Source organism: Lachnoclostridium sp. An131 (genome assembly GCF_002160825.1).
GTDB lineage: Bacteria > Bacillota > Clostridia > Lachnospirales > Lachnospiraceae > Laedolimicola.
Genome location: NZ_NFLI01000008.1, coordinates 108,609 through 135,199, shown reverse-complemented (window position 1 = coordinate 135,199; position 26,591 = coordinate 108,609). Strand labels below are relative to the sequence as shown.

The window sequence follows — 26,591 nt, the reverse complement described above, 5'->3', positions numbered from 1 at the left end:
CATAATGCGTTTGTGCGCCGGCGGTATGTGGGAAAAAGTCCCGGAGGAGACCTATGAGAGGCTTAAGCTTTCGGAGAAGGAAAAAGAAAATCAGTCTGACAGTGATCCAGAAAGCAGCGCTGTGGGTGGGAGAGGTGATTCTGGCCTTTGCCATCGGCTGTATGCTGGCCTGGTTTTTCGGCTTTACCCTGACGAATGTGGGCCAGTCCATGGAGCCTGTGATTTACAGCGGCGACAGGGTTTTGGTGAACCGTCTGATTTATGAATTTAAAACGCCGGATTATGGAGACCTGATTGTATTTAAACCAAATGGAAATGAGAATGCCCATTACCATATTAAGCGTGTCGTGGGAAAACCGGGCGACACGGTAACGATTGAGAGCGGGCGTGTGTTTATAAACGGTGAGGTGCTGGTTGAAGAGGTTCAGACGGACAGCATGGAGGACGCCGGACTCGCGGAGGAAGGCGTGACGCTGGGAGAGGATGAGTATTTTGTGCTGGGCGACAACCGGAACAACAGTGAGGACAGCCGGAGCGCCGATATTGGAAATGTAAATCAGAAGGATATCCTGGGAAAAGCCTGGTTTGTCATTTCGCCGGGAGAGCATTTTGGGTTTCTGAAGTAAGAAAAAGAGGTTTTTATGAATATACAGTGGTATCCTGGCCATATGACGAAGGCCAGGCGTATGATGCAGGAGAATATCAAGCTGGTAGACCTGGTGATTGAGCTGGTAGACGCCCGCGTGCCCTTCAGCAGCCGGAATCCTGATATCGATGAGATGGGAAAAAACAAAGCGAGGCTTCTTCTCCTGAATAAGGCGGATTTGGCGGATGAGGCTGCAAATGAGGCCTGGAGCGCTTATTTTCGGAATAAGGGCTTTCAGGCAGTGAAGCTGGATTCCAGAAGCAAAGCCGGATTTAAGGCTGTGCAGGCGGCAGTCCAGGAGGCGTGCCGGGAGAAGACGGAACGCGACCGGAAGAGAGGAATTTTAAACCGTCCGGTCCGCGCTATGGTGGCGGGCATTCCGAATGTAGGAAAGTCTACGTTTATCAACAGCTTTGCGGGCCGTGCCTGTGCGAAGACAGGAAATAAGCCGGGCGTGACAAGAGGAGCTCAGTGGGTGCGTCTGAATAAGCAGGTAGAGCTTTTGGATACGCCGGGAATTCTCTGGCCCAGATTTGAAGATCCGGAGGTGGGTCTCCGTCTGGCGCTGATTGGCTCTATCCGGGAAGAGGTGCTCAATACGGAGGAGCTGTCCCTGGAGCTTTTGAAGCTTCTGAATGGGCGCTACAGAAGTGTTTTGCAGGAACGGTACGAGATTCCGGAGGACCGGGAGCCTGCAGAGCAGCTCTATGAGATTGCAAAAAAGAGGGGCTGCCTGAAAAAGGGCGGAGAGGCCGACACCCTGAAGGCGGCGGCGATACTCCTGGACGAGTTCCGTTCCGGGAAGCTTGGCCGGATTACGCTGGAAATGCCATAACAGGAGGATGAGGTATGTTCAGACGAAGAAAAAAGGAAGAACCGGAGTTTGAAGAGGAGGAGAACAGGAAAGGCCCCTTAAGAGAGCTTCTGGGAATGCTGATTTATATCGGTATCGTACTGGCAGTGACTTTTCTGATTATTACGTTTGTAGGCCAGCGTACCCATGTAAGCGGCGAATCCATGGAAAATACGCTGGACGATGGAGATCAGCTGATTGTAGATAAGATTACTTACCGGTTCCAGGATCCGGAGCGTTTTGATATCATTGTATTTCCGTTTCATTATAAAGAAAATACTTATTATATTAAGAGAATCATCGGACTTCCGGGAGAGACCGTTCAGATTGCAGACGGAACCATTTATATAGATGGGGAAGTTCTGCAGGAATCCTATGGGCGCGAGGTGATGCAGGATCCCGGGATTGCCGCGGAGCCGATCACTCTCGGGGAGGATGAATATTTTGTGCTGGGCGACAACCGGAACCAGAGCTCTGACAGCCGGGATCCAAGCGTGGGCCTGATTCACAGGGATGAGATCATAGGACGCGCCTGGCTCCGCATCTGGCCGCTGGATTCTTTTGGCATCCTGAAGCATCAGTAGGACTGCCGTGCCGCAGAAAATGTGCTGTACCCGGAAGAAGATGAGCCGGCACGAAGGAGGAGCGAAAGAGATGACAAAGACAGAGCTTCTGCGCCTGCAGAGAGAGGAACGGCGGCAGGAAAAGCTGAAAGCCGAGCGGGAACGCCTGGAGACAATGAGAAGCTATGAGCGTCAATATGCCCTGCGCGGCGCCCTGTGCGGCATTGATGAGGTGGGGCGCGGTCCCCTGGCGGGTCCTGTGGTGGCCGGGGCTGTCATTTTGCCGCAGGACTGTGAGATCCTGTATCTGAATGATTCCAAGAAGCTGTCGGAGAAAAAAAGGGAGCTGCTTTACGATGAGATTATGGAGAAGGCTGTCGCTGTGGGAATCGGGGCGGTGAGTCCGGAGAGGATCGATGAGATCAATATTCTGCAGGCCACCTATGAGGCGATGCGGATTGCGGTGTCGAAGCTTTCCGTCAGGCCGGATCTGCTTTTAAACGACGCAGTGACGATTCCGCAGGTGGATATTCCGCAGGTGCCGATTATTAAAGGGGATGCGAAAAGTGTTTCCATCGCGGCGGCCAGTATCGTCGCGAAGGTGACGAGGGACCGGATGATGGTTCAGTATGAGGAGCTGTACCCCGGGTATGAGTTTGCGTCAAACAAGGGCTATGGCTCTGCCCGCCACATTGCAGCGCTGAAGGAGATCGGCCCCTGTCCCATTCATAGAAGAAGCTTTATCAAAAACTTTGTCAGCCAGGAATAGGAGAGGGCAGGCTTTTTGAAGCCTGCAGGAGAGGGTGTATGGAAAACCGCCGGAAAACCGGAGCCGAATATGAAAGGAAGACTGCGGAATACCTGGAGCGCCTGGGGTGGAAGATTCTTGAGCGCAATTACCGGTGCCGCACAGGTGAGATCGATCTGATCGCCAGGGATGGGCGTACGCTGGTGTTTGTGGAGGTGAAATACCGCCGCTCCAGAGCTTACGGAAATCCTGCGGAGGCTGTGGATGGCAGAAAGCAGCATACGATCTGCCGGGTGTCAGATTACTACCGGATGACCCATGGGATCTCAGAGGATCAGCCCTGCAGATTTGATGTGGCTGCGATAGAGGGAGACGAGGTATGCCTGATAAGGAATGCCTTTCCTTATCAGTGACGGCAGGCGGCGTCTTGAGAGAAAGGAAGAGAATATGAGACAGATAAACTGGAAGAAGGCAGAAGGAAGGTCCGAGGCAGAATTGCGGGAGCAGGCGGGCGTTCCTTTTTTTGTATTTCCGTCTATTGAGAAGACGGGCTGCGTCGTTCATGGCTTCTCGACCCGCCTGGGCGGCGTAAGCGAAGGAATTTTCTCGTCTATGAACGTGAGCTTTACAAGGGGAGACCGGGAAGAGGCAGTCCGGGAGAATTACCGGAGGCTTGGAGCAGCTATGGGATTTTCCTGTGAAAATCTGGTGTGCACGGATCAGACTCATACGGTAAATCTCCGTGTTGTGACGGAGGAGGATCGTGGAAAGGGCTTTGTGCGTCCGAAGGATTACACGGATATAGACGGCCTGGTGACGGATGTGCCCGGGCTTGTGCTTGCTGCCTTTTATGCGGACTGTGTGCCTCTGTATCTTGTGGATCCGGTGCGCCGCTGTATCGGCCTTTCCCACGCAGGCTGGCGGGGAACTGTCGGGAAAATAGGAAAGAAAACAGTGGAACTGATGAGAGAGCAGTACGGAAGCCGCCCGGAGGATCTGGTGGCGGCCATCGGCCCTTCGATCTGTCAGAGCTGCTATGAGGTCAGTAAGGACGTGATCGAAAAATTCCAGGAGGCCTTTGACGAGCGCTTCTGGCCGGAGCTTTTTTATGAAAAGGACGGAGGAAAATATCAGCTGAACCTCTGGCGTGCCAATGAGCTGAGCTTTTTGGAGGCCGGGGTAAGGGCGGAGAGGATCGCAGCCGCAGGCGTCTGCACCTGCTGTAATCCCGGGCTTTTGTTCAGCCACCGGGCTTCCCGGGGAAGAAGGGGGAATCTCGGAGCGTTTCTGATGCTGAAATAGGGCAGAGAATTTCCAGAAGCCACCACTTTACGATAGAACATATGTTTGCTAGCATGAGGACATAAGATTCTGCAGCAGGCAGGAGAGCTCCTCTTTTGCCGGCTGCAGCGCTCAGGAAAAGAGGTGGCAGGGAAATGGAAGAGAATACAGGAGCAGAAACGGGAGCGTTTCAGCCGGTCAACATTCCGGTACAGATGTTCTGCGCGGTAGACAGGACAGGCGTGATCACGTCGCTGCAGTTTCGTTTTGAGCTTTCCGGGCACAGGGTAGAGCTGATTAAGATCGAGAGAACGCTGTCGCGGGATGAGAAGAACTATGTGGGAATCCGGGAAAGACAGTATATCTGCTCGGCGGTGATGGAGGGCGCAAGAAGGCTTTTGGAGCTTCGCCTCGACGTGGAAAGCCAGAGATGGAGAATCTTTCAGTTCCTTTCGTGATGAAAAAGAAGCGCTTTGTATTTCATGTGGATGTGAACAGTGCTTTCTTAAGCTGGAGCGCGGTTTACCGGACCTGCATTCTGGGAGAAAGCGAAGATTTGCGGAGGGCGCCGTCTATTGTAGGCGGCGATCAGGAGAAGAGGCATGGAATTGTCCTGGCAAAAAGTATTCCGGCAAAGCAGTTCGGTATACAGACCGGAGAGCCTCTGGTTTCAGCCAGAAGAAAGTGTCCGGATCTGATTGTGATACCGCCTGACTATGGGCTCTATGTAAGGGCGTCCAGAGCGTTGATGAAGCTTCTTAGGCGGTATTCGGATCAAGTGATCCCATATTCTATCGATGAGGCCTGGGTCATATTCGACGGCTTTGAGAGTCTGTATGGCAGAGAGCAGATGGTAAGCCTGGCATATCAGATGAAGCAGGAAATCCGGGACTGGCTTAGCTTTACAGTCAACATCGGCGTTTCGACCAAGCTTCTGCTGTCGAAGATGGCTGGAGAATTTTCGAAGCCAGACAGGGTACATACCCTGTTTGAGGAAGAAATGGACAGGAAAATGCGGCCGCTTCCCGTCTCAGAGCTTTTTATGGCGGGTCCCGCCCTGTCGGGGAGGCTTCGCAGTCTGGGCATCCGTACCATAGGAGAGCTGGCGGACGCCGATCCGGAATTTATCCGGACCCATCTGAAGCGGCCGGGGGAAGTCCTGCAGGGATATGCAAGAGGCAGGGAGCTGGAGCCGTATATTTTTACACATGAGGAAAATAAGGGCTATGGAAACAGTATGACAGCTCCGGCGGATATCACAGAGGAGCTGTACCAGGCAGCCTGCCGGAGCTTTTTGGAGCTCTGGGATGGCCGGACTCCGGTCCGCCAGATAGGAGTGCATGCTTCAAAAACAGAGAAGAGCAGGGAGCGTCAGTATCCGCTTTTTGGCAGGGAGCGTCAAGAGCGGCTGGAACGGCTTGACCGGGCGGTAGATGATATTCGAAGGAGATATGGGGAAGACTCAGTGATGAGGGCTGCGTTTCTGAAAAGCAGAGTGCCGCATATGGGAGGCGGCCTTGACAGAGAACGCAGAACCGGCGTCACAGCAGGCATTGACGTAGAAAAGGAGGGGCAGGGAGTTTCTGATGTGCGGCAGATTTTATGTAGATGAAGAGGTGTGGAGGGAGATTTACAGAATTGCGGAAGCGTCCGGAAGGGGACAGAGCCTGCAGAAGCATGCCGGCCTGGGGACTGGCGGCAGGAGAGACGTGTTTCCCTCCAGCCAGGCGATGGTTATCCGGGGCGTTCAAAAGCGGGCAGAGGTACAGAATATGAAATGGGGCTATGAGATTCCGGGCCTGAAAAAGCTTCTGATCAACGCCCGTTCGGAGACTGTGCGGGAAAAGAGACTCTTTGGCCAGGACTTTGCGTGCCGGCGCTGCCTTATTCCTGCGAAAGGATTTTATGAGTGGAAGAGAAGCGGAAGCGGATCCGGGAAAACAAAATACCGGTTTCATGACGGGAGCGGGATTTTGTACCTGGCAGGAATCTACCGCATGTCGGAACAGGGGGAAGAATTCACGATCCTGACCAGGGCGGCGGAAGGCTGTATGGAGGGAATTCACAGCCGGATGCCTCTGCTGATAGATGCCGGGAGCATCGATGCCTGGCTGTTTGCAGAGGGAGAGGCGGAAAAGCTTTTACATGCTTCACTGCCAGGACTGGAAAGAGAGAGGGCAGAGGAAGAAGGAAAGGAGCAGGACGGCGGCTATGAACAGCTGAGCCTGTTTTAAAGATTTCTGTAGAGCTGTACTATATAAAGCCATATATAAAATACGGCCGGAAGCAGATGGTGATGCTTCCGGCCTGTTTTGTCTATGAATGTCTGGCTGCTGCTCAACAGGAATACAATCCTTTGTGGCGCATGCCGTACTTATTCCGCGCTCTGTGCAGTCTGCTTCTTTTCCAGCAGCCTGCGGATCTTTTCTGTAGGCGTATTGATCTTGCCCACAGGCGTATCGTGATTCAGCGTATCGATGATCGTAGCCAGGAACTTCGTCATGTCTGCCTCTGTATAGTAGGGCTTCTTCAGAAGCTCCGGATCACGGTAATTCAGATTCGTCGTCACGATCCGTTTGATATACCCCTTCTCATAATATTCGTCGAATTTGTCAAAGCCGTCTGTGAAGAGACCGAAGGTGCAGCAGATATAGACGTGCTTTGCGCCCCGCTCCTTCATCTGCTTTGCCACATCCAGCATGCTTCCTCCGGAGGAAATCATATCATCGATGATGATGACGTCCTTGCCTACGAGGCTGTCGCCCAGGAATTCATGAGCCACGATGGGATTCTTGCCGTTGATGATGGTAGAATAATCGCGGCGCTTGTAGAACATGCCCAGGTCAATGCCCAGCACGTTGGAAAAATAGACGGCACGCTCCATAGCGCCCTCATCCGGTGCAATGATCATCAGATGATCGTTGTCCACCTTCAGATCCGGCTCTGTGCGCAGCAGCGCCTTCATAAACTGGTAGGGCGGCTGGAAGTTGTCAAAGCCGTTCAGCGGCGTGGCGTTCTGTACCCGGGGGTCGTGGGCGTCAAAGGTGATGATGTTTTTGACTCCCATGTTCTGAAGCTCCTGGAGAGCCAGGGCACAGTCCAGAGATTCCCGGCGGGTCCGGCGGTGCTGCCGGCCCTCATAGAGGAAGGGCATGACCACGTTGATTCTGTGGGCCTTTCCGGTAGCGGCGGAAATCATCCGCTTCAAATCCTGATAGTGATCGTCCGGCGACATATGGTTTTCGTGTCCGCAGACCGTGTAGGTCAGGCTGTAATTGCAGATATCTACCATAATGAAGAGATCGCTCCCGCGGACCGACTCGCCGAGACGGCCCTTTGCCTCTCCTGTGCCGAAACGCGGGCAGGAGCATTCGATCAGGTAGGAATCCTGCGCGTAATCCTGGAAATACACGTTGTCCCTGTGCTGCGTGTTGGCAGTCCTGCGGAAATCTACGAGGTAGCGGTCTACCTTTTCTGCGAATTCCCGGCAGCTTTCCAGAGCTGCGATCTTCAGCGGCGCTACCGGTAAAATGTTTTCAAACTGATTGTTGTCTGACATGAGTCCCTCCGAATGTATGACGTAGTAGAAAAACGGGCGCAGTTAATATACGCTATATATAAATTTATACCATTTTCAGGGGGACAACGTCAAGACAGAACGGCTTTGTTTTAAATTAAAAACTGTGAAAAGGAAAGAGAGGGAGGAACGCAGCTGTGACATTGCTTTTTCTCCGCAAGTAGGTTATCATATAAAAAATGGAAAAAGGAATTCGTTATTATGAAAAAAGCAAGAGAACATGTCATAAAGGCTGTAGAGCCGGGCAGCATCGCGGAGGAGCTGGAGCTTTCTCCCGGAGACGTGCTGGTATCTGTGAATGGACAGCCGGTGAGGGACGTGCTGGATTATCATTACCTGATTAATGAGGAATATCTGGAGCTTCTTGTGCGCAAGCCGGACGGGGAAGAGTGGGAGCTGGAGATCGAGAAGGAATATGAGGACGATTTGGGCATAGAGTTTGAAAACGGCCTGATGGATGATTACCGTTCCTGCAGCAACAGGTGTATCTTCTGCTTTATCGATCAGCTGCCGGAGGGAATGCGGGACACGCTGTATTTTAAGGATGATGATTCCCGCCTGTCCTTCCTTCAGGGCAATTATGTGACGCTGACGAATATGAGCGATGAGGATGTGGAACGAATCATCACCTATCATCTGGAGCCGATCAATATTTCCTTTCATACGATGAATCCGGAGCTTCGGTGCAGAATGCTGCACAACCGGTTTGCAGGAGAGGCGTTGAAAAAGGCAGACCGCTTCTTTGAGGCGGGCGTCATGATGAACGGGCAGATTGTGCTCTGCAAGGGGATCAATGACGGCCCGGAGCTGGAAGCCAGCATTGAAAGGCTGGCCGGATACCTGCCGTATCTGCAGAGCGTGTCAGTGGTTCCGGTGGGGCTGACCAGTCACAGGGAGGGGCTGTATCCGCTAAAGCCCTTTACGAAGGAAGACGCCGAAGAGGTGCTGGACCTGATTCATGGCTGGCAGGAGAGGCTTTACCGGGAGCATGGAACGCATTTTATCCATGCGGGCGACGAGTGGTATCTGCTGGCGGGCCGGGAGCTTCCGGAGGCAGAGACCTATGACGGCTACCTTCAGCTGGAAAACGGCGTGGGAATGGTGCGGCTTTTCCGGGAAGAAATCCGGGAGGAGCTGGAGAAGGCGAAGGAGCAGGAACAAAGCCCGGGCGCAGAAGGACGCCGGGTGACAGTCGCCACAGGAAGGCTGGCGGCTCCGATCCTGCAGGAGGCTGCCCGGGCGGTGGAAGCGCAGTATCCGGAGGTACGGGTTCAGGTGCTTGCGGTAGAAAACCGGTTTTTCGGGGAGCGGATCACAGTGGCCGGCCTTCTGACAGGCCGGGATTTGAAAGAGCAGCTTTCCGGGCGGGAACTCGGGGATGCGCTCCTCCTGACGGAGAATATGTTCCGGGACGGCACGGAGGCCTTTCTCGACGACATGACGGCGGGAGAGCTTTCCGGGGCTTTACAAGTTCCCATAACTATTGTAAAATCAGACGGAAAAGCCTTTCTGGAGGCCGTGCTGGGCCTGGAGAAGGAAGAAAAGCCAAAAACAGCGGGGACGGAGCACAGAGGAAAGCAGCCCTATGAGCACCGGCCCTGAAAACAGGAAACGATACAGAACAGGAGAACGACGAATATTATGAGTAAGCCGATAGTAGCCATAGTGGGGCGTCCCAACGTGGGAAAATCCACACTGTTCAACGCACTGGCCGGAGAGAATATCTCTATCGTCAAGGATACGCCGGGTGTCACCAGGGACAGGATTTACGCGGACGTCACCTGGCTTGATCATTCTTTTACGCTGATTGATACGGGCGGCATCGAACCGGACAGCAGCGATATTATTCTCTCCCAGATGCGGGAGCAGGCGCAGATCGCCATCGATACGGCAGATGTGATTATCTTTCTGACTGACGTGCGCCAGGGACTGGTGGACGCGGATTCCAAGGTGGCAGATATGCTGCGGCGTTCCAGAAAGCCCGTAGTTCTGGTGGTCAACAAGGTAGACAGCTTCCAGAAGTTTATGGGAGACGTCTACGAGTTTTATAATCTCGGCATCGGAGATCCGGTGCCTGTTTCTGCCGCGTCCCGATTGGGCATCGGAGATATGCTGGACGAGGTAGTGAAGCATTTTCCGGAGGGAAGCGGAGAAGAGGAGGAGGACGAAAGGCCCAGGATTGCCATTGTGGGCAAGCCGAACGTGGGCAAATCCTCGATTATCAATAAGCTGATAGGGGAAAACCGCGTGATTGTCTCCAATATCGCGGGAACGACCCGCGACGCCATCGACACGGAGGTGCGCCGGAACGGCAGGGATTATATTTTTATTGACACGGCAGGACTGCGCCGGAAGAACAAGATCAAAGAGGAGCTGGAGCGGTACAGCATTATCCGGACCGTGACGGCTGTGGAAAGGGCCGATGTGGTGATTCTGGTAATCGACGCCACCGAGGGCGTCACGGAGCAGGACGCGAAGATTGCCGGCATCGCCCATGAGCGCGGCAAGGGAGTCATCATTGCTGTAAACAAATGGGACGCTATCGAGAAAAACGATAAGACGGTCTATGAGTACACGAATAAGATCCGGACAGTTTTGTCCTATATGCCCTATGCAGAGATTACCTTTATCTCAGCTGTGACAGGGCAGCGCCTGCCAAAGCTTTTTGAGCTGATTGATATGGTGATCCAGAATCAGAACCTGAGAATTGCCACAGGCGTCCTGAACGAGATTATGACAGAGGCCGTCGCCCTGCAGCAGCCTCCGTCAGACAAGGGGAAGAGGCTGAAGCTCTTCTATATTACACAGGTGGCAGTGAAGCCGCCGACCTTTGTAATTTTTGTCAATGACAAGGAGCTCATGCATTTTTCCTATACGCGCTATCTGGAGAACAAGATCCGGGACGCTTTCGGCTTCCGAGGAACAGCGCTTAAATTTTTGATTCGGGAGAGGAAAGGAGAACAGTAACTATGATACGGCTGGTATGTGTGGCGGTTGGCTATCTATTCGGCCTGTTTCAGACAAGCTATATTTACGGACGGCTGAGAGGCATGGATATCCGGGAGCATGGAAGCGGGAATGCAGGCGCGACGAACGCGCTTCGGACGCTGGGCTGGAAGGCCGGCGCCATTACCTTCCTGGGAGACTGCTTTAAATGTGTGTTTGCGGTGCTTTTGGTGCGTTTCCTGTTTGACGGACGGTATCCCGGTGAAAATATAGGAGTGCTGCTTGGCATGTATGCGGCCCTGGGCGTGATTCTGGGGCATAATTTTCCCTGCTACCTGAAATTTCATGGCGGCAAGGGAATCTCGGCGACGGCGGGCTTGTTTCTGTCTCTGGATCCTGTGCTGACGCTGGTGGCCCTGCTTCTTTTCGCAGGTTCCGTGGGAATCACCCGGTATGTGTCGCTGGGCTCCATTCTGGTAAGCATCTGGCTGCCGGCAGGAGTCGTGATCTACGGTGTGATGGGAAAATGGGGACTTGCCCAGGGGCATCTCTATGAAATGTATGCGATTGCGATCTTTCTGTGCGCCATGGCGCTTTTCCGCCACCGGAAAAACATTCACGGACTGCTGACCGGCACGGAGAGAAAGCTGGGAGAAAAAGCAGAATAGAAAATGATTAAGGAAAATAAAAGTTAAAGGAGAGAAACTATCATGGCAAAAGTAGGCGTTATCGGTGCGGGAAGCTGGGGAACAGCCCTGTCTGTGCTCCTGCACAGCAATGGGCACGAGGTATCCGTCTGGTCCATTTCCCAGCCTGAGGTGGATATGCTGAATGCGCAGCATGAGCATAAGGATAAGCTTCCGGGCGTGAAAATTCCGGAGGAGATTCTGATCACGACGGATCTGGAGGGGACTGTAAGGGATAAGGAGCTTCTGGTGCTGGCGGTTCCGTCCCCGTATACGAGAAGCACAGCCAGATCCATGGCGCCTTATGTGGCGGACGGCCAGCTGATTGTCAATGTGGCAAAGGGAATCGAGGAAAGCACGCTGATGATTCTGACAGATATTATCGAGCAGGAGATTCCCAACTGCCGGGCGGCGGTTCTTTCCGGGCCGAGCCATGCGGAGGAGGTAGGCCGGGGCCTGCCGACTACCGTGGTAGCGGGAGCTCATGACAGGAAGACTGCGGAGTTTATCCAGAATATTTTTATGAATCAGGTGTTCCGTGTGTATACCAGTCCGGATATGCTTGGGATCGAGCTGGGCGGCGCGCTGAAAAATGTGATTGCGCTGGCGGCGGGCATCGCGGACGGCCTTGGATATGGCGACAATACAAAGGCGGCCCTGATTACCCGCGGTATCGCGGAGATGAGCCGGATTGGCGTGGCTATGGGAGGCCGTCAGGAGACCTTCAACGGCCTTTCTGGTATCGGAGATCTGATTGTGACCTGCGCCTCGGTACACAGCCGGAACCGGAAGGCAGGATACCTGATGGGACAGGGAAAAACCATGCAGGAGGCCATGGATGAGGTGAAGATGGTCGTAGAAGGAGTGTATTCTGCCAAGGCAGCCATGGCGCTTGCCCACAAATACGGCGTAGAGATTCCGATCATTGAACAGGTAAACCAGGTGTTGTTTGAGGATAAGCCTGCGAGAGAGGCCGTGATGGATCTGATGCTGCGGGATAAAAAAATCGAAAATCCTCTGCTTCCCTGGGATTAAGCATACAAAAGCAGGAGAGCGGAGAAAGGCAGGAGGAAACCGATTAAAAAGGCAGGAACCAGGCGTTTTGGCAGGAGAGGGGGAACCAGACCATGCGCTGCTATAACTGTAATAAAAATTTTGATTATGAGAAATATTATGGAATCTGTCCCAAATGCGGCTGCTTTAACAAGAGGGAAACCCAGGAAGAACGTCATGGAGAACTGCATGACCGTTTTGGAGACGATTCCGATCACAGGGCAGAAGGGGCCTGTGGGAAGCCCGGGTCTTATACCTCGTATTCAGACGTTTCCTCTGCCGGCTCTTCGTCTGGTTCTGCCAGCTTCGGGGGCGTAGATGCCAGGAAGCGAACAAAGAAAAAGAAGGGCTCTGGTTTTCTGATATTCAGCATATTGGTCTTTATTTTGGGTATCGTGGATTTTGGAACCCAGCTTGTGCGCTTGGCTGCGAGTCAGGCGGGCTCGGGCGCGCAAGCGGACGCTGCGCTGAGCACGGCTGCGCATGAGGCGGGAGAAAGCTTTGCCTTTCAGCAGGGAAGCCTACAGGTGCTGGAGATAAAGAAGCTGGCGGATCAGAATACTCTGGCGGCGATGGAAGAAGGAATGGAGCTGGTCGCTGTACACGTAGCAGGGCAGGGAGATGGAATGTATGAGGATTATAATCGGCTTGCCCCGCCCTATCTTGAGGTGGACGGCGTATACCATGGTATGCTGTCTGCTTATGCCTTTGAGCCTTATGGACAGATGCTGGGCGCATTTCCGGTCCTGGATGAGTGGGCTTTGATGGGCGAAGAAAGCTGTGACGGCTGGTATGCCTTTCTTGTGGAAGAGGGGACGTCAGAGGCACGGTTCTGGATTGACGAATACGATGGAAGCGACTGGGACGGCGGCAGGCTTCTGGCAGGCCATTATGTGGATCTTACGATAGAGGCGGAAGAGAGCGGAGCAAAAGGAGGAGAGACAGATGAGCAGTAAAAAGAAAACTAGATGTTCTGTCGTCTTTCTGATTATCGGGATTGCTTTCTGCATTGCAGGCGGCGCCCTGTCGCTCATGAACAGCGGTCTTTCCTTTGGCTCCGGAGGGTCTGAAAAGGAGCCCTGGTGCGTGGTGGAGCCGGAAGGAGCAGTCAGACTGGGAGACACCTATGAGGGCGTCCAGGCAGAGGAGGGCTATGCCTTCTATGAGCTTACCTTTTCGGTGAGAAATGAGGGAGATGCAGCGGCTTATTATCAGATGCCGAGCCTGTATTATGAAGGCGAAGACTATGACGACGTGTACGATCATTATTACTGGGAGGAATCAGAGGAGGAGGCGGAAGAGCCGCTTTTTGACGGCTATTATGAGCCGTGTGTTCCGCCCGGAAGGACAGGAAAGGCCTCTGAGGTGGTACAGATCAGGGATGGCGTGGAACGTATCACGGCTTCCTATTATCCGGGCTATTCGATGGAGGAAGTGTCCTTTAAAATCGTGATTGGAAAAGAGAAATAAAGAGGAACAGGGTTCGGAGAGCGGTCAGGGAAGCTGGCGCTCTCCATATTTTGTTCCCACGGCCTGTGGGCGCAAATATTCCGCCCGCCTGCTGCCGGGTATCGGGCTTTGGCAATATCGTATATTTCGATTCGTACCAGCAAAAAAATCGATTGACAAACGTTCGTTTCCGGGTTACAATGTGTAAAGTGATGCGGCGCTTTAATGCGGCACAGCGTTGTGGCGAAAAAGCGCCGGATAGCGAAATGGAGATACAGGAGGATTTACTATGAAAAAGTTATTAGCACTGATGCTTGCCCTGGGTATGACCGTTTCTCTGGCAGCCTGCGGCGGAAACACAGACAGCGCAGATACGGCTTCCGAGGCGGAGGCCACAGAAGAGACCGCGGATGCGGCTGATACGGCAGAAGAGACTGCGGATGCGGCTGAAGCGTCCGGAGACGGCAGCTATGTCATCGGTATCTGCCAGCTGGTACAGCATGAGGCGCTTGATGCAGCGACCCAGGGATTTAAGGACGCCGTGACCGAGGCTCTTGGCGAAGAAAACGTGACCTTTGATGAGCAGAATGCTTCCAATGATTCCGCGACCTGTGCGACGATTATCAACCAGTTTGTATCCAACAATGTGGACCTGATTCTTGCGAACGCGACAGCGCCTCTTCAGGCGGCAGCCCAGGGAACGGATTCCATTCCGGTTCTGGGAACCTCTGTGACAGAGTACGGCGTAGCGCTGGATATCGATAACTTTGACGGCCTGGTAGGAACAAACGTATCCGGTACCTCTGACCTTGCTCCCCTGGATCAGCAGGCAGCGATGCTTCAGGAGCTGTTCCCGGACAAAGAGACAGTAGGACTTCTTTACTGCTCTGCTGAGGCAAATTCCCAGTATCAGGTAGATACCGTTCAGGGTTACCTGGAGGAAATGGGTTACACCTGTACACAGTATTCCTTCTCCGATTCCAATGATTTGGCTGCAGTAGCTGCGACAGCTGCAGGAGAGAGCGATGTCATCTATGTTCCTACTGACAACACAGTGGCGTCCAACACCGAGATTATCCGGAACATCTGCGAGCCGGAAGGCGTACCGGTCATCGCGGGCGAAGAAGGCATCTGCGGCGGATGCGGAGTAGCGACTCTTTCCATCAGCTACTATGATCTGGGCGTGGCGACTGGAAATATGGCAGTCAAGGTACTGACTGGAGAGTCTGATATCTCTGAGATGCCGATCGAGTATGCGCCTGAATTTACGAAGAAATACAATCCTGAGCTTGCAGAGGCTATGGGCGTGACAATCCCTGAGGATTATGTAGCGATCGAGACAGCGGCTGAGTAAGCGGACAGTGTGCTTAGATTCAGCTATGCGGTAGTTGTATGGCTGGCAGGATAAAATTATCAAAAGCGGAGAAAAAGGACTTCCCTTTTTCTCCGCTTTTTGATATACTATTGAAGATTGTACGCTTTTTTGCGGGAGGAAGCCGCAAGAGTAGAAGCGGTATTACGCAGGTAGGAGGAATTATAAGGTGGAAATCATGAAGTTTATCAACGCCCTTCCGGGTCCTGTCGCTCAGGGACTGATCTGGGGGATCATGGCGATAGGAGTCTACATCACTTATAAAGTGCTGGATCTGGCGGATCTGACTGTGGATGGAACGATGGCGACCGGAGGAGCGGTATGCATTATGATGATGCAGAGCGGACACTCGGTAGGTGTTTCCCTGTTTGTAGCGTTTTTGGCAGGCATGGCTGCCGGTCTGGTGACAGGGCTTTTTCACACGGCCATGGGGATTCCGGCGATTCTGGCGGGAATTCTGACGCAGCTGGGGCTGTATTCCGTAAATTTGAGGATTATGGATGAGAAAGCGAACGTTGCGCTTGCCTTTGGAAAATACGATCAGATCGTTTCCCTCCGCTGGGTCAGGGACGTGCCATTTTATCAGAATACCATTTTTGTATCTGCTATCTTTGTGGTTGTCCTGATAGCAGTTCTTTACTGGTTCTTCGGGACGGATCTCGGATGTGCGATTCGCGCAACCGGAAATAACGAAAATATGTCCAGAGCGCAGGGAATCAATACCAATACCAGCAAGCTGGTAGGCCTGATGCTCTCCAACGGCATTGTGGCGCTCTCCAGCGCTCTTTACGCCCAGTATCAGGGCTTTGCGGATGTAAACGCAGGCCGCGGCGCTATCGTCATTGGCCTGGCAGCCGTCATCATCGGCAATGTGCTGTTTGGAAAGATCAGCCGGAATTTTGCATTTAAGCTGGTATCAGTGGTACTGGGAGCCATCATTTACTGGGTGGTGTATCAGGTGGTCATCACGGCAGGCCTGAATGCAAATGACATGAAGCTCATCTCAGCTCTGGTAGTGGCAGTGTTCCTGGCAGTGCCTTATCTGAAGGGCAAGTATTTTTCAAAACCTGTAAAACGGGGAGGTGCGTCCAATGCTTAGGATGGAAGGAATCTGGAAGACCTTTAACGCGGGAACCGTCAATGAGAAAACGGCGTTAAGCGGTCTCAATCTGGAGCTGAAGGAAGGCGATTTCGTCACGGTCATCGGCGGAAACGGAGCCGGCAAATCTACGATGCTGAACGCGGTGGCAGGCGTCTGGCCTGTGGACGAGGGAAAAATTTTCATAGATAACGTGGATGTGACAAGGCTGCCGGAGCATAAGAGAGCAAAATACCTGGGGCGCGTATTCCAGGATCCGATGACGGGCACGGCGGCCGGCATGCAGATAGAAGAAAATCTGGCGCTTGCGGCAAGACGCGGGGAGTTCCGCTTCCTGAAGCCGGGAATTACCCACAAGGAGCGCAAATACTATCAGGAACGTCTGGCTGCGCTCGGCCTGGGGCTTGAGGACCGGATGACGACAAAGGTAAGGCTTCTGTCAGGCGGACAGCGCCAGGCGCTGACCCTTCTGATGGCGACGCTGAAGAAGCCGAGCATCCTTCTTCTGGATGAGCATACGGCGGCGCTTGACCCGAAGACGGCTGCCAAGGTGCTGGAGGCCACAGACCGGGTAGTGAAGGAAAATAACCTGACTACTATGATGATTACGCATAATATGAAGGATGCCATTGTTCACGGAAACCGCCTGATCATGATGTATGACGGTCATATCATTTATGATGTGGCCGGGGAGGAAAAGAAGAAGCTGAAGGTTTCGGATCTTCTGGAGAAATTTGAGCAGGCCAGCGGCGGAGAATTCGCTAACGACCGGATGATGCTGGCTTAAGCGCCGGGGCGGATGTGTAAAAAGTATGTGAAGCCACAGCCCTGGAAAGGTCCGCGCATTGACAAGGCGGGCAGAAATTGCTACAATTCATAGAACGGCATTGTTTCTGCCCGGAGAACAGAACTCCGTCAGGAGCGGATTTCCGGGCGGATGCAAGAGATTAAGGAACAAGGAGTGTGAGCAAATGAAGCGAGTTGTGTTTTCCATTCTGGTAGACAATACTTCCGGTGTGCTGAGCCGCATTTCAGGCCTGTTCAGCCGCCGGGGCTACAATATTGACAGCCTGACTGTGGGCAGAACTGCGGACGACCGCTATTCCCGGGCGACTGTGGTAGCCAAGGGGGATGAGATCATTCTGCAGCAGATCGAAAATCAGCTGAATAAGCTGGTGGACGTGATTGATATCAAGCGCCTGGAGCCGGAAAGCTCTATCTGCCGGGAGCTGATTATGATTAAGATCAAGGTGAGTGAGGAAAACCGCCAGTCCCTGATTGCGGTGGCAAATATTTTCCGGGCCAAGATTGTGGATGTGGCCAAAGGCTCTCTTGTGATTGAATTGACAGGAAATCAGTCCAAGGTAGATGCGTTTATCGATCTCTTGAGCGGTTATGAGATTCTTGAGCTGGCACGGACTGGAATCACAGGACTTTCCCGTGGAACCTTTGACGTAAAGATGTATGGCGAGGATGGCAAGCTGATGGATTACGACTTCAGCTAGACATAAATTAAACAAAATGGAGGAATGAAAAAATGGCAAAGATCTATTATCAGGAGGACTGCAATCTTTCCCTTCTGGAGGGTAAGACGATTGCGGTAATCGGCTACGGAAGCCAGGGCCATGCGCAGGCTCTGAATGCAAAGGAATCCGGCTGCAATGTGATTATCGGACTTTATGAGGGAAGCAAATCCTGGGCGCGCGCAGAGGCACAGGGCTTTGAGGTTTATACAGCTGCCGAGGCTGCAAAGAGAGCGGATATTATTATGATCCTGATCAATGACGAGCTGCAGGCTGCCATGTACAAGAAGGATATCGAGCCGAACCTGGAGGAGGGCAATATGCTGATGTTCTCCCATGGCTTCAATATTCACTTCAATCAGATCGTTCCGCCCAAGAACGTAGACGTAACCATGATCGCTCCGAAGGCACCGGGCCACACGGTAAGAAGCGAGTATCAGGCAGGAAAGGGAACTCCCTGTCTGGTAGCGGTACATCAGGATGCTACAGGAAAGGCTCTGGAGTATGCTCTGGCTTATGGTCTGGCTATCGGCGGAGCAAGAGCCGGAATCCTGGAAACCACCTTCCGTACAGAGACTGAGACAGACCTGTTCGGTGAGCAGGCAGTGCTCTGCGGCGGCGTATGCGCCCTGATGCAGGCAGGCTTCGATACTCTGGTAGAGGCAGGCTACGATCCGAGAAATGCGTACTTTGAGTGTGTGCATGAGATGAAGCTGATCGTAGACCTGATTTATCAGTCTGGCTTCGAGGGAATGCGCTACTCCATTTCCAATACGGCTGAATACGGCGATTACATCACCGGACCGAAGATCATCACCGAGGATACCAGGAACGCCATGAGAAAGATTCTGAAGGATATCCAGGACGGCTCCTTTGCAAAGGAATTCCTGCTTGATATGTCTCCGGCAGGCGGACAGGCTCATTTCAAAGCGATGAGAAAGCTGGCTTCTGAGCATCCGTCAGAGAAGATCGGAAAGGAGATCCGGAAGCTGTACAGCTGGAATGACCAGGACAAGCTGCTGGACAACTAAAAGGATGAAGAGCTGGAGCAAAAAGATTTATCTTGAGCTTCCGAAGCCTTCCGAAGAGGACCACCGTCCGCTGCAGGAGCGGCTTACAGCCGCCCTGGAGGACAGTGGTCCTTTCCGGCTGGAGGAAGAGGCGGCTTATATCCGGATGCGTCCGGCAGCCCTGCAGGACGCACAGGCGGTCTGCACGCAGGGAGACTTCCGGGTGACCGCTACTGTCGGCTTCGACGGCCGCGGCTGGGAGCTTTTGAAGCTGGAGCCGGGAGACACGACAGGAGCCCATTACGGCCTCTGCGCGGATCTGGGAAGCACGACCATTCTGATGGAGCTGGCTGACCTGAACACAGGAGAGATTCTGGGGGCAGAGAGCATCTTTAACCCTCAGATTAACTGGGGAGAGGATATTTTAAGCCGCATCTTTTATACGAAGGATCAGCCAGAGCACCGGAAGCGGCTTCAGAGGGCGACGGCGCAGGGGTTCCAGACGCTTATTGAGCTTCTGAAGGAAAAGACCGGAGTCGATACGTTTTCCTGCCCGGTGCTGATCGTTTCCGGAAATACGGCTATGATTCATTTCCTGCTGGGACTGGACGCCTTCGGCGTGTTTCAGACTCCTTATGCGGTGCAGACGCTTGCGCCTGATATCTGCCGGGGAGAAGAGCTTGGGATCCCCATAAATGGCTTTGTATACTGCTGTCCCGGAGTGGAAAATTATCTGGGCGGAGATATCGTCAGCGGGATGCTGGCTACAGGCATCCCGGATCAGGAGGAGATCAGCGTCTTTCTGGATGTGGGGACGAACGGAGAACTGGTAGTAGGGAACAGGGAGTTTCTTCTGGCCGGGGCCGGAGCAGCGGGACCGGCCCTGGAGGGCGGCGTCGTCCACACGGGAATGCGGGCGGAGAGCGGAGCGGTAGACCGGGTAGAGACGGAGCAGGGCAGGCTGAAGGCTCATGTGATTGGAGAAGGAGAGGCGAAAGGAATCTGCGGCTCCGGGATTGTGGATCTGATCGCAGAGCTGTTCTTAAACGGCTGGATCGATCTGCGCGGGAAATTCCGGGAGGAGGCGCCGGAGGTAGTCCGGATTCCGGGACGGGAAGAGGAGGAAGCTGAGCTTGCGGTAGAGTATGCGCCGGGGCTTTACTTTTATCAGGACGACATTGACGAGTTCCTGAAGACGAAAGCGGCTGCCATGACGATGGTGGAATACATGATGAACCTTATCGGCCTTACGATGGATGACGTGGCGCGTTTTTATGTGGCAGGAGCCTTTGGCACACATCTGGATAAGGAGTCGGCGGTGACTATCGGCCTGTATCCGGATATCAGCCGGGATAAAATCATTTCTCCGGGAAATACCTCTTTGAAAGGTGCGGAAAGACTGCTGCTTGACCGTTCCCTGGCAGCAAGGGCAGAGGAGATTGTGGGCCGGATGCAGTATGTGCAGTTTGGAACGGTGGAAGACTTCCTGCATCTGATGGTGGCGGCTGCGGCGATTCCCCATACAGATCTGCAGAGGTATCCGTCAGTAGTAAAACGGCTGAAGGAGAGAGAAAAGAACAGTTAAGGAAAAGCTGGAGGGGGGATTATGAATCGATTCCTGAAAAAACTGTATCTGGCGATTGTCATACCCTGTGCACTTAATCTGCCTGTTACTCTTTTTTGGCTGACAGGCATCATGATTGGGGATAAATTTGATTATGATTTTCTGGAGCTGATCGTATGGCTGGCCGCGGTATTTTTTCTCTGCGCCGGCACATACCTCTGGATTTTGGCAGGGCCTGTTCATGATGGAGGAAAGACAGGGCTCCGGGTGCGGATGATGATGGGAGGCCGGCGAAGCGTCTTCTGGGGCCTTTACGGGATGGCAGCTCAGATTTTCATAGCCTGTATTTTTTCATGGACTGAATCTGGAATACTTCGTGCATTCGGAGGGGGATTCTGGATTTCAGATATGCTTTTGGCTGTGACAGGGATTCTGTCTCTGCTTGGCGTGGGGGCGCTGCGGATCTTTTTCACCTCCAGGAGGCTGAGTATCGTCCGGCGGATCGTGATGCTGCTTACCTGGTGGATTCCTGTCGTAAATCTGGCTGTGCTTTTGTATGTCTGCCGCCTGGTCTATGAGGAATATGATTTTGAAAGAGAAAAGGCAGAGCTTCGCGCTCTGAGGGTAGATTCCGACCTCTGCGCTACACGGTATCCGCTTCTGCTGGTTCACGGAATCGGTTTCCGGGATCTCCGGTATTTCAACTACTGGGGCCGGATTCCCCTAGAGCTGAAACGGAATGGGGCGGTCGTTTATTATGGAAATCAGGAGGCGCTGGGAACCATTGCATACAATGCGGAGGACATCCGAAAAAGGATCCTGCAGATCCGGGAGGAGACAGGCGTGGAGAAGGTGAATATCATCGCCCATTCCAAAGGAGGGCTGGATGCGCGCTGCGCGATTTCCACCCTTGGCATGAGTCCCTTTGTGGCCTCTCTTACGACGATGAATACGCCGCACAGAGGCTGCCGCTTTGTGGATTATGCCTGCCGCCTGCCGGAGAGCTTTTACCGCTTTGTGGCAGGCTGCTTTGACCGGACGTTTGCCAGATTTGGTGACAAGGCTCCGGATTTTTATACGGCCACCCGACAGTTTTCTACAGAGGCAAGCGCCCGTTTTAATGAAAAGACACCGGATATGCCGGGAGTCTATTACCAGAGCTATACCTCAAAGATGAAAAATCCGTTCAGCCATCTGCTGCTTTCCATACCATACTGTATGATTCGTCCCCTGGAAGGAGAAAACGACGGCCTGGTCAGTGTGGAATCTGCCAAATGGGGCGAATTTCGTGGCGTTTTTTCTAATAAAAGGCTGCGGGGAATTTCCCACGGCGATATCATTGACCTGAAGAGGCAGGATTATAAGGGCTTTGATGTGGTGGAGACGTATGTGCAGATTGTGGCGGAGCTGAAAGAGAGAGGATTCTGAAAACAAAAAAGTATTGACAGAAGCCCGTTCAAACACTATAATCTTATTTGTGCAACGATCCCTTCAGCAGCAGATTGTGTGAGTGCTCGGCAGTTGAAGGTATATTACCCAGACAGTTGTCTAGTGCACAATATACAACTGGAGGGAGGTTAGGTGTGGTACTATGTCGAATGTAATCGTAAAAGAGAACGAGACTTTAGATAGCGCTCTGCGTCGTTTTAAGAGAAACTGTGCGAAAGCCGGTATTCAGCAGGAGATTCGTAAGAGAGAGCATTACGAGAAGCCCAGCGTAAGACGTAAGAAGAAGTCTGAAGCAGCGAGAAAGCGTAAATACAACTAAATTGTGCGTAAAATTCCCCGGCGGATGTCGGGGAATTTTTTCGGGATAAAATTTTGGTCTCCGGAAGGACGGAACAAAAAAATCTGCACAAATACCAAGAAAAACAGAAAGAAAAAATTACTTTTTTGTCATTTTTACTATAGCTTTTTGCACAAAAAAGATATAGTATAAGTGAGATAATTTGGTTGGCATCAGGCAGGGGGGCCGCTGCCGGCCGATAGACTTCATTGACATGAGACAGGAGGAAATCGCATGGAACAGATGGAGACTGTGCTCAGCAGGCTTTCTGAGATCGAAAGTGCGGCTGTTTCTCTGGAGGAAAAGGCAATAGAGCAGAAAAAAGAGATTGCTGCGAAATACAAAGAAAAAACGAAGGCCTTTGACGCAGAGATGGATTCCCAGACAGAGGAAAAGCTGAAAACTCTGAATGCAAAGCTGAAGGCAGAGGCCGAAAACGAACTGCTGAAGATGAGGCTTGAGACGGAACGCGAGCTTGGCGCCATAGAGCAGGAATACCGCCAGAACCATGAGAAGCTGGCGGAAGGAATTTTCCGCAGAATGATAGGAGAGTAGGCATGGGCAGTCTGATGAAATACAGCGCCATTGCCACGAAGATACGGGCCATGGAGAGCCGCCTTCTGAAGGAAGAGGATTACCGCAGACTGGCGGAGATGCCGAATGTGCCTCAGGCAGTGGCTTATCTGAAGAGAATCCCCGCATACGAGACCGTATTTGGCAGTCTGGATGAGACGCAGCTTCACCGCGGGCAGATTGAAAGGCTTCTGATTGGAACCTTATATCATGACTTTACAAAAATTTACCGGTTTTGTGACAGAAGCCAGAAGAGTGTCCTGAAGCTGTATTTCAGTAAGTTTGAGATTGCCGTTCTGAAGCGGGCTTTCCGGCGGGCATTTAATCATGGAGACAGGACGGCTGAGGAGAAGGAATTCCGTGCCGCCATACAGCACTTCACAGAGATTCCTCTGGATAAGCTTTCGGAAGCCGTGACGGTACCGGAGATTCTGGAGGCGTTGAAGGATACGCATTATTACAGGGTGCTTCAGAAGCTGGAGCAGACAGAACGGACCAGCCTGTTTGATTATGAAATGACCCTGGATCTCTACTATTTTTCCATGATCTGGAAGCAGAAGGATAAGCTTTTGAAGGGGAAGGAGCAGGAGCTCCTGACAAAAAGCCTGGGAAGCAAGATTGATTTGCTGAATATGATGTGGATTTACCGGGCAAAAAAATATTACCAGCTAAGTGAGGTTTCAACCTATACGCTTCTGATTCCGATTAATTACCGGCTGCATGACAGCGATATCCGAAGCATGGTGACTGCCGCGGATGAGAAGGAGCTGGAGGATGTGATCCGGAAGACTTATTATGGAAAGAAATTTCTGGAGCTGGACGGACAGAAGCTGGAGAGTATATTCAATCAGGTAATCCGAAAAATTTATGGGGAAGAAAAACGGAGCAATCCGTATTCGATGGCAGTAATTACCAGCTATATTTTTGAAAAAGAGAGGGAGCTGGATAAGCTGACCACTGTGCTGGAGGGTGTCAGATATGGCCTGCCGCCCGAGGAGACACTGAAATACGTGGAGCAGACGAAGGACGGAAGCACACAGTAGAGGAGGTAGCAGCAAGTGATTGTTAAAATGAAGTTCTTAAGCGTCACAGGGCCGAAGGACGATATTGAACGCATGGCCGCTCAATATCTTTCCAAGTATGAGATTCAGCTGGAGAATGCCCTGACAGAGCTTAAGACGGTACGAAATTTGAGGGCCTATACGGACAAGAATCCCTATGAGGAGCTGATCCGTCAGGCGAAGGAATACCTTCCCGCCGGACTGAAGACGGACAAGGAGTTTCCTGACATGACGCCGGAGCAGGCAGAGGCAATCCTGAAGGAAGCGGAGAGCCATCTGACCGAGCTTCGCAACCAGAGGGCTGAGCTTTCCGAAAAGAGGGAGAAATGCAAAAGCCTGATGGAGGATATCGATCCCTTCCGGGGACTTGTGTTTGATGTCCACAGCCTTCTGAAATTCCGTTATGTGAAATACCGTTTCGGGCGGATTTCCAAGGAATATTTTGATAAATTTGAGCGGTATGTCTATGACACGCTGGATACGATTTTCTATATATGCAGCAGCGATGACGAATACGTGTGGGGCGTGTACTTTGTGCCTGCTTCCATGTCGGACAGAATCGACGCTGTCTATGCGTCCATGCATTTTGAGCACTTCTACCTGCCGGATGAATATGAAGGGACGCCCAGCCAGGCCTATGAGGCTCTGCAGAAGAAGGCGGCCGGACTGGATCAGAAGCTGGCAGAGGTGGATCAGGCCATGACGGATGTGGTGGCGGATCACGCAGATGAGCTGGCAGGAGCGCTCCAGTTCCTGGAAAAGCGTTCCGCAAGCTTTGACATCCGCAAATTCGCGGCTCTGACGAGAGAAAAGAACAATGTTTTCTATATTCTCTGCGGCTGGATGCCGGAGGATCAGGCAGACGCCTTCCAGAAGGAGATTGAGGAGGATGAGCAGGCCTTTGTGGTGGTAGAGGATGACCATGACAACATTTTCAGCACGCCGCCCACAAAGCTGAAGAATTTCAAGCTCTTCCGTCCCTTTGAGATGTATGTGAAGATGTACGGGCTTCCGGCCTATAACGAGATAGACCCGACCATGTTTGTGGCGCTGACCTATGCGTTTGTTTTCGGCGCCATGTTCGGAGATGTGGGCCAGGGACTTGTCCTTCTTTTGGGCGGCCTCTTCCTTTATAAAAAGAAGGGAATGGATTTGGCGGCGATCATCGCCAGCGCAGGTGTATTTTCCACCTTCTTCGGTTTTATGTACGGCAGCTTTTTCGGCTTCGAGGATACACTGATCAAGCACATCTGGCTGAAGCCCAAGGAGGCCATGATGACGCTGCCTGTGATAGGACAGATGAATACGGTGTTTGTAGTGGCCATTGTCTTTGGAATGTTCCTGATCCTGACAGCCATGATTATGCATATTATCGTATGTGTCCGCAACCATGACGCAGAAGGGACCTGGTTTGATACAAACGGAGTCGCAGGCTTTCTGTTTTACGGCTTCCTGGTTGCCTGCCTGATTCTGTTCATGAGCGGCCACGCTCTTCCGGCGGCGATTATTCTGGTGCTCATCCTTGGCGTTCCGCTTCTGGCTATGGCCTTTAAGGAGCCCCTGGGAGCCTGGCTGGAGAAGAAAAAGGCGAAGTTTGACGACGGCATTCCGATGTATCTGGTGCAGACCTTTTTCGAGATGTTTGAGGTGCTTTTGAGCTTCTTCTCGAATACGCTGTCCTTCGTCCGTATCGGCGCTTTCGCGGTCAGCCATGCGGCCATGATGGAGGTTGTGCTGATGCTGGCCGGATTTACGAACGGCGGCAGCGGCAACTGGATTGTGATTGTTCTGGGCAACGCCTTCGTCTGCGCGATGGAGGGACTGATTGTAGGTATTCAGGTGCTGAGGCTGGAATACTACGAGCTGTTCAGCCGTTTCTACAAGGGAACCGGACATGCGTTCAAGCCCTATGAGATGAAGAAATAAAAAGCTTCACAATAACAGCAATAAAAATTTAAATATAAATATCTAAAGGTATTTAAGGAGGAAAATGAAATGTCTATGGTAGTGAGAGTATTACTGGTTGCAGCATTAATTTTAAGTATTATCGTTCCGTTTGGCGCATATTTCCTGGGAGAAAAGAACCGCAGGCGCTATAAGAGATCGCTTGCATGTAACTGTTTCTTCTTCTTTGGAACCCTGGCGCTGGCTTCTATCCTGTCTCTGGGCGGAGCAGGAAGCGTACAGGCTGCTGAGGCGGCAGCAGACGTGGCTGCGACAGGCGCGGCAGCAGGCGGTCTGTCTTCCGGCCTTGGATACATTGCGGCAGCTCTGGCTACAAGCCTTTCCGGCATCGGTTCCGGTATCGCCGTAGCTTCCTCTGCAAGCGCGGCTCTGGGAGCCATCAGCGAGGATCAGAGTATCTTCGGTAAGTCCATGATCTTCGTAGCTATGGCCGAAGGTATCGCTCTGTACGGACTTATCATCTCCTTTATGATTCTTGGACAGTTATAAGCAGCCCGCCTGAAAGGAAGGAATTCCTATGAAGATGTATCTGATAAGTGATAATGTGGACACCTGTACAGGTATGCGCCTGGCAGGGATTGAGGGCGCCGTGGTGCATGAGAGAGAAGAGCTGAAAGAAGAGCTTGATCGTGTGCTGGCAGATAAAGAGGTCGCGGTGATCATACTGACGGAGAAGTTCGGCCGGGAGTTCCCGGATCTGATCAATGAAGTCCGTCTGAGCCGCAGCCTGCCGCTCCTCATTGAGATTCCCGACCGTCACGGTACGACCAGGGAAGAGAACTTTATCACTTCTTATGTCAATGAGGCTGTGGGAGTTAAACTGTAACAGGAGCAGC

At 52.5% G+C, this 26,591-nt stretch carries 29 protein-coding genes; 28 read left to right on the top strand and 1 reads right to left on the bottom strand.

The features are described from left to right. Positions 1-53 precede the first annotated feature (53 nt). The 9 genes from lepB (B5E77_RS08400) (at position 54) to B5E77_RS08360 (ending at position 6,325) form a co-directional block, all read left to right on the top strand. Positions 54-626 carry a signal peptidase I gene (lepB, locus tag B5E77_RS08400; protein ID WP_087164916.1) on the top strand — a complete coding sequence of 191 codons (573 nt, stop codon included), beginning with the start codon at positions 54-56 and terminating at the stop codon, positions 624-626. Positions 627-641: 15 nt separating this feature from the next. Beyond that, positions 642-1,481 (top strand): ribosome biogenesis GTPase YlqF, encoded by an 840-nt coding sequence (gene ylqF, locus B5E77_RS08395; protein WP_087164915.1) that lies wholly within the window; start codon positions 642-644, stop codon positions 1,479-1,481. 14 nt (positions 1,482-1,495) lie between these two features. Continuing rightward, positions 1,496-2,083, top strand: coding sequence for a signal peptidase I (gene lepB, locus B5E77_RS08390; protein ID WP_087164914.1), 588 nt, complete (start codon positions 1,496-1,498; stop codon positions 2,081-2,083). Between the two features lie 70 nt (positions 2,084-2,153). Continuing rightward, complete coding sequence (locus B5E77_RS08385; RefSeq protein ID WP_087164913.1) at positions 2,154-2,831, top strand: ribonuclease HII; 678 nt, start codon at positions 2,154-2,156, stop codon at positions 2,829-2,831. A gap of 38 nt (positions 2,832-2,869) precedes the next feature. Then, positions 2,870-3,223, top strand: coding sequence for a YraN family protein (locus B5E77_RS08380; RefSeq protein ID WP_087164912.1), 354 nt, complete (start codon positions 2,870-2,872; stop codon positions 3,221-3,223). Between the two features lie 34 nt (positions 3,224-3,257). Further along, positions 3,258-4,112: a peptidoglycan editing factor PgeF gene (gene pgeF, locus B5E77_RS08375; RefSeq protein ID WP_087164959.1), complete on the top strand. Its 855-nt coding sequence runs from the start codon at positions 3,258-3,260 to the stop codon at positions 4,110-4,112. 134 nt (positions 4,113-4,246) lie between these two features. Continuing rightward, on the top strand, positions 4,247-4,549 hold the full coding sequence (locus tag B5E77_RS08370; RefSeq protein ID WP_143468605.1) for a hypothetical protein: 303 nt from the start codon (positions 4,247-4,249) through the stop codon (positions 4,547-4,549). Continuing rightward, entirely contained in the window at positions 4,522-5,703 is a 1,182-nt protein-coding gene (locus tag B5E77_RS08365) for a Y-family DNA polymerase (RefSeq protein ID WP_242963674.1), read from the top strand. Before B5E77_RS08370 ends, B5E77_RS08365 begins: the two co-directional genes overlap by 28 nt. Then, positions 5,678-6,325, top strand: a complete 648-nt coding sequence (locus B5E77_RS08360) for an SOS response-associated peptidase (RefSeq protein WP_087164910.1) — start codon at positions 5,678-5,680, stop codon at positions 6,323-6,325. Before B5E77_RS08365 ends, B5E77_RS08360 begins: the two co-directional genes overlap by 26 nt. Positions 6,326-6,465: 140 nt before the next feature. On the opposite strand, the gene B5E77_RS08355 is transcribed toward B5E77_RS08360, so the two are convergent. After that, positions 6,466-7,650 (bottom strand): ribose-phosphate pyrophosphokinase, encoded by a 1,185-nt coding sequence (locus tag B5E77_RS08355; protein ID WP_087164909.1) that lies wholly within the window; start codon positions 7,648-7,650, stop codon positions 6,466-6,468. Positions 7,651-7,869: 219 nt separating this feature from the next. Here B5E77_RS08355 and B5E77_RS08350 point away from each other — a divergent pair, with 219 nt between their 5' ends. The 19 genes from B5E77_RS08350 (at position 7,870) to B5E77_RS08260 (ending at position 26,581) form a co-directional block, all read left to right on the top strand. Beyond that, positions 7,870-9,270 carry a DUF512 domain-containing protein gene (locus B5E77_RS08350; RefSeq protein WP_087164908.1) on the top strand — a complete coding sequence of 467 codons (1,401 nt, stop codon included), beginning with the start codon at positions 7,870-7,872 and terminating at the stop codon, positions 9,268-9,270. Positions 9,271-9,309: 39 nt separating this feature from the next. Continuing rightward, positions 9,310-10,635, top strand: coding sequence for a ribosome biogenesis GTPase Der (gene der, locus B5E77_RS08345; RefSeq protein ID WP_087164907.1), 1,326 nt, complete (start codon positions 9,310-9,312; stop codon positions 10,633-10,635). Positions 10,636-10,637: 2 nt separating this feature from the next. Then, positions 10,638-11,282, top strand: coding sequence for a glycerol-3-phosphate 1-O-acyltransferase PlsY (plsY, locus tag B5E77_RS08340; RefSeq protein WP_087164906.1), 645 nt, complete (start codon positions 10,638-10,640; stop codon positions 11,280-11,282). 42 nt (positions 11,283-11,324) lie between these two features. After that, on the top strand, positions 11,325-12,335 hold the full coding sequence (locus B5E77_RS08335) for an NAD(P)H-dependent glycerol-3-phosphate dehydrogenase (protein WP_087164905.1): 1,011 nt from the start codon (positions 11,325-11,327) through the stop codon (positions 12,333-12,335). Between the two features lie 92 nt (positions 12,336-12,427). Further along, a complete protein-coding gene (locus B5E77_RS08330) occupies positions 12,428-13,309 on the top strand; it encodes a hypothetical protein (RefSeq protein ID WP_087164904.1) in 882 nt (293 codons plus the stop codon). Further along, complete coding sequence (locus B5E77_RS08325) at positions 13,299-13,823, top strand: hypothetical protein (protein ID WP_087164903.1); 525 nt, start codon at positions 13,299-13,301, stop codon at positions 13,821-13,823. Before B5E77_RS08330 ends, B5E77_RS08325 begins: the two co-directional genes overlap by 11 nt. Positions 13,824-14,091: 268 nt before the next feature. Beyond that, on the top strand, positions 14,092-15,156 hold the full coding sequence (locus B5E77_RS08320) for an ABC transporter substrate-binding protein (protein ID WP_087164902.1): 1,065 nt from the start codon (positions 14,092-14,094) through the stop codon (positions 15,154-15,156). Between the two features lie 196 nt (positions 15,157-15,352). Continuing rightward, on the top strand, positions 15,353-16,273 hold the full coding sequence (locus B5E77_RS08315; protein ID WP_087164957.1) for an ABC transporter permease subunit: 921 nt from the start codon (positions 15,353-15,355) through the stop codon (positions 16,271-16,273). Then, the gene (locus tag B5E77_RS08310) at positions 16,266-17,060 is read left to right on the top strand and encodes an ABC transporter ATP-binding protein (RefSeq protein ID WP_087164901.1); all 795 of its coding nucleotides are present in this window, start codon (positions 16,266-16,268) and stop codon (positions 17,058-17,060) included. The genes B5E77_RS08315 and B5E77_RS08310 overlap by 8 nt, the downstream gene beginning before the upstream one ends. 184 nt (positions 17,061-17,244) lie before the next feature. Beyond that, positions 17,245-17,778: an acetolactate synthase small subunit gene (gene ilvN / locus B5E77_RS08305; RefSeq protein ID WP_087164900.1), complete on the top strand. Its 534-nt coding sequence runs from the start codon at positions 17,245-17,247 to the stop codon at positions 17,776-17,778. 32 nt (positions 17,779-17,810) lie between these two features. Then, on the top strand, positions 17,811-18,827 hold the full coding sequence (gene ilvC / locus B5E77_RS08300) for a ketol-acid reductoisomerase (protein WP_087164899.1): 1,017 nt from the start codon (positions 17,811-17,813) through the stop codon (positions 18,825-18,827). Positions 18,828-18,831: 4 nt separating this feature from the next. Then, positions 18,832-20,391: an ASKHA domain-containing protein gene (locus B5E77_RS08295; protein WP_087164956.1), complete on the top strand. Its 1,560-nt coding sequence runs from the start codon at positions 18,832-18,834 to the stop codon at positions 20,389-20,391. Positions 20,392-20,412: 21 nt separating this feature from the next. After that, positions 20,413-21,798, top strand: coding sequence for a lipase family alpha/beta hydrolase (locus B5E77_RS08290; protein WP_087164898.1), 1,386 nt, complete (start codon positions 20,413-20,415; stop codon positions 21,796-21,798). Between the two features lie 163 nt (positions 21,799-21,961). Beyond that, on the top strand, positions 21,962-22,138 hold the full coding sequence (gene rpsU / locus B5E77_RS08285; RefSeq protein ID WP_004054229.1) for a 30S ribosomal protein S21: 177 nt from the start codon (positions 21,962-21,964) through the stop codon (positions 22,136-22,138). A gap of 252 nt (positions 22,139-22,390) precedes the next feature. Beyond that, positions 22,391-22,711 carry a hypothetical protein gene (locus B5E77_RS08280; RefSeq protein ID WP_087164897.1) on the top strand — a complete coding sequence of 107 codons (321 nt, stop codon included), beginning with the start codon at positions 22,391-22,393 and terminating at the stop codon, positions 22,709-22,711. 2 nt (positions 22,712-22,713) lie between these two features. Further along, the gene (locus tag B5E77_RS08275; protein WP_087164896.1) at positions 22,714-23,772 is read left to right on the top strand and encodes a V-type ATPase subunit; all 1,059 of its coding nucleotides are present in this window, start codon (positions 22,714-22,716) and stop codon (positions 23,770-23,772) included. A gap of 15 nt (positions 23,773-23,787) precedes the next feature. Further along, positions 23,788-25,716 (top strand): V-type ATP synthase subunit I, encoded by a 1,929-nt coding sequence (locus tag B5E77_RS08270; RefSeq protein WP_087164895.1) that lies wholly within the window; start codon positions 23,788-23,790, stop codon positions 25,714-25,716. A 69-nt stretch (positions 25,717-25,785) separates the two neighbouring features. Next, positions 25,786-26,244: an ATP synthase subunit C gene (locus tag B5E77_RS08265; RefSeq protein WP_087164894.1), complete on the top strand. Its 459-nt coding sequence runs from the start codon at positions 25,786-25,788 to the stop codon at positions 26,242-26,244. Between the two features lie 28 nt (positions 26,245-26,272). Then, positions 26,273-26,581, top strand: coding sequence for a V-type ATP synthase subunit F (locus B5E77_RS08260; RefSeq protein ID WP_087164893.1), 309 nt, complete (start codon positions 26,273-26,275; stop codon positions 26,579-26,581). Positions 26,582-26,591: the final 10 nt, after the last annotated feature.

What these genes read in the sequence shown, in the direction of transcription:
- pgeF (WP_087164959.1), top strand. Translation starts at nt 3,258, where the DNA reads ATGAGACAGATAAACTGGAAGAAGGCAGAAGGAAGGTCCGAGGCAGAA.
- B5E77_RS08385 (WP_087164913.1), top strand. Translation starts at nt 2,154, where the DNA reads ATGACAAAGACAGAGCTTCTGCGCCTGCAGAGAGAGGAACGGCGGCAG.
- B5E77_RS08295 (WP_087164956.1), top strand. Translation starts at nt 18,832, where the DNA reads ATGAAGAGCTGGAGCAAAAAGATTTATCTTGAGCTTCCGAAGCCTTCC.
- B5E77_RS08290 (WP_087164898.1), top strand. Translation starts at nt 20,413, where the DNA reads ATGAATCGATTCCTGAAAAAACTGTATCTGGCGATTGTCATACCCTGT.
- B5E77_RS08355 (WP_087164909.1), bottom strand. Translation starts at nt 7,650, where the DNA reads ATGTCAGACAACAATCAGTTTGAAAACATTTTACCGGTAGCGCCGCTG.
- ilvC (WP_087164899.1), top strand. Translation starts at nt 17,811, where the DNA reads ATGGCAAAGATCTATTATCAGGAGGACTGCAATCTTTCCCTTCTGGAG.
- B5E77_RS08275 (WP_087164896.1), top strand. Translation starts at nt 22,714, where the DNA reads ATGGGCAGTCTGATGAAATACAGCGCCATTGCCACGAAGATACGGGCC.
- B5E77_RS08260 (WP_087164893.1), top strand. Translation starts at nt 26,273, where the DNA reads ATGAAGATGTATCTGATAAGTGATAATGTGGACACCTGTACAGGTATG.
- B5E77_RS08335 (WP_087164905.1), top strand. Translation starts at nt 11,325, where the DNA reads ATGGCAAAAGTAGGCGTTATCGGTGCGGGAAGCTGGGGAACAGCCCTG.
- B5E77_RS08315 (WP_087164957.1), top strand. Translation starts at nt 15,353, where the DNA reads ATGAAGTTTATCAACGCCCTTCCGGGTCCTGTCGCTCAGGGACTGATC.
- ilvN (WP_087164900.1), top strand. Translation starts at nt 17,245, where the DNA reads ATGAAGCGAGTTGTGTTTTCCATTCTGGTAGACAATACTTCCGGTGTG.
- plsY (WP_087164906.1), top strand. Translation starts at nt 10,638, where the DNA reads ATGATACGGCTGGTATGTGTGGCGGTTGGCTATCTATTCGGCCTGTTT.
- B5E77_RS08310 (WP_087164901.1), top strand. Translation starts at nt 16,266, where the DNA reads ATGCTTAGGATGGAAGGAATCTGGAAGACCTTTAACGCGGGAACCGTC.
- lepB (WP_087164914.1), top strand. Translation starts at nt 1,496, where the DNA reads ATGTTCAGACGAAGAAAAAAGGAAGAACCGGAGTTTGAAGAGGAGGAG.
- B5E77_RS08365 (WP_242963674.1), top strand. Translation starts at nt 4,522, where the DNA reads ATGGAGAATCTTTCAGTTCCTTTCGTGATGAAAAAGAAGCGCTTTGTA.
- B5E77_RS08360 (WP_087164910.1), top strand. Translation starts at nt 5,678, where the DNA reads ATGTGCGGCAGATTTTATGTAGATGAAGAGGTGTGGAGGGAGATTTAC.
- B5E77_RS08370 (WP_143468605.1), top strand. Translation starts at nt 4,247, where the DNA reads ATGGAAGAGAATACAGGAGCAGAAACGGGAGCGTTTCAGCCGGTCAAC.
- rpsU (WP_004054229.1), top strand. Translation starts at nt 21,962, where the DNA reads ATGTCGAATGTAATCGTAAAAGAGAACGAGACTTTAGATAGCGCTCTG.
- der (WP_087164907.1), top strand. Translation starts at nt 9,310, where the DNA reads ATGAGTAAGCCGATAGTAGCCATAGTGGGGCGTCCCAACGTGGGAAAA.
- B5E77_RS08320 (WP_087164902.1), top strand. Translation starts at nt 14,092, where the DNA reads ATGAAAAAGTTATTAGCACTGATGCTTGCCCTGGGTATGACCGTTTCT.
- lepB (WP_087164916.1), top strand. Translation starts at nt 54, where the DNA reads ATGAGAGGCTTAAGCTTTCGGAGAAGGAAAAAGAAAATCAGTCTGACA.
- B5E77_RS08265 (WP_087164894.1), top strand. Translation starts at nt 25,786, where the DNA reads ATGTCTATGGTAGTGAGAGTATTACTGGTTGCAGCATTAATTTTAAGT.
- B5E77_RS08330 (WP_087164904.1), top strand. Translation starts at nt 12,428, where the DNA reads ATGCGCTGCTATAACTGTAATAAAAATTTTGATTATGAGAAATATTAT.
- B5E77_RS08325 (WP_087164903.1), top strand. Translation starts at nt 13,299, where the DNA reads ATGAGCAGTAAAAAGAAAACTAGATGTTCTGTCGTCTTTCTGATTATC.
- B5E77_RS08350 (WP_087164908.1), top strand. Translation starts at nt 7,870, where the DNA reads ATGAAAAAAGCAAGAGAACATGTCATAAAGGCTGTAGAGCCGGGCAGC.
- B5E77_RS08280 (WP_087164897.1), top strand. Translation starts at nt 22,391, where the DNA reads ATGGAACAGATGGAGACTGTGCTCAGCAGGCTTTCTGAGATCGAAAGT.
- B5E77_RS08380 (WP_087164912.1), top strand. Translation starts at nt 2,870, where the DNA reads ATGGAAAACCGCCGGAAAACCGGAGCCGAATATGAAAGGAAGACTGCG.
- ylqF (WP_087164915.1), top strand. Translation starts at nt 642, where the DNA reads ATGAATATACAGTGGTATCCTGGCCATATGACGAAGGCCAGGCGTATG.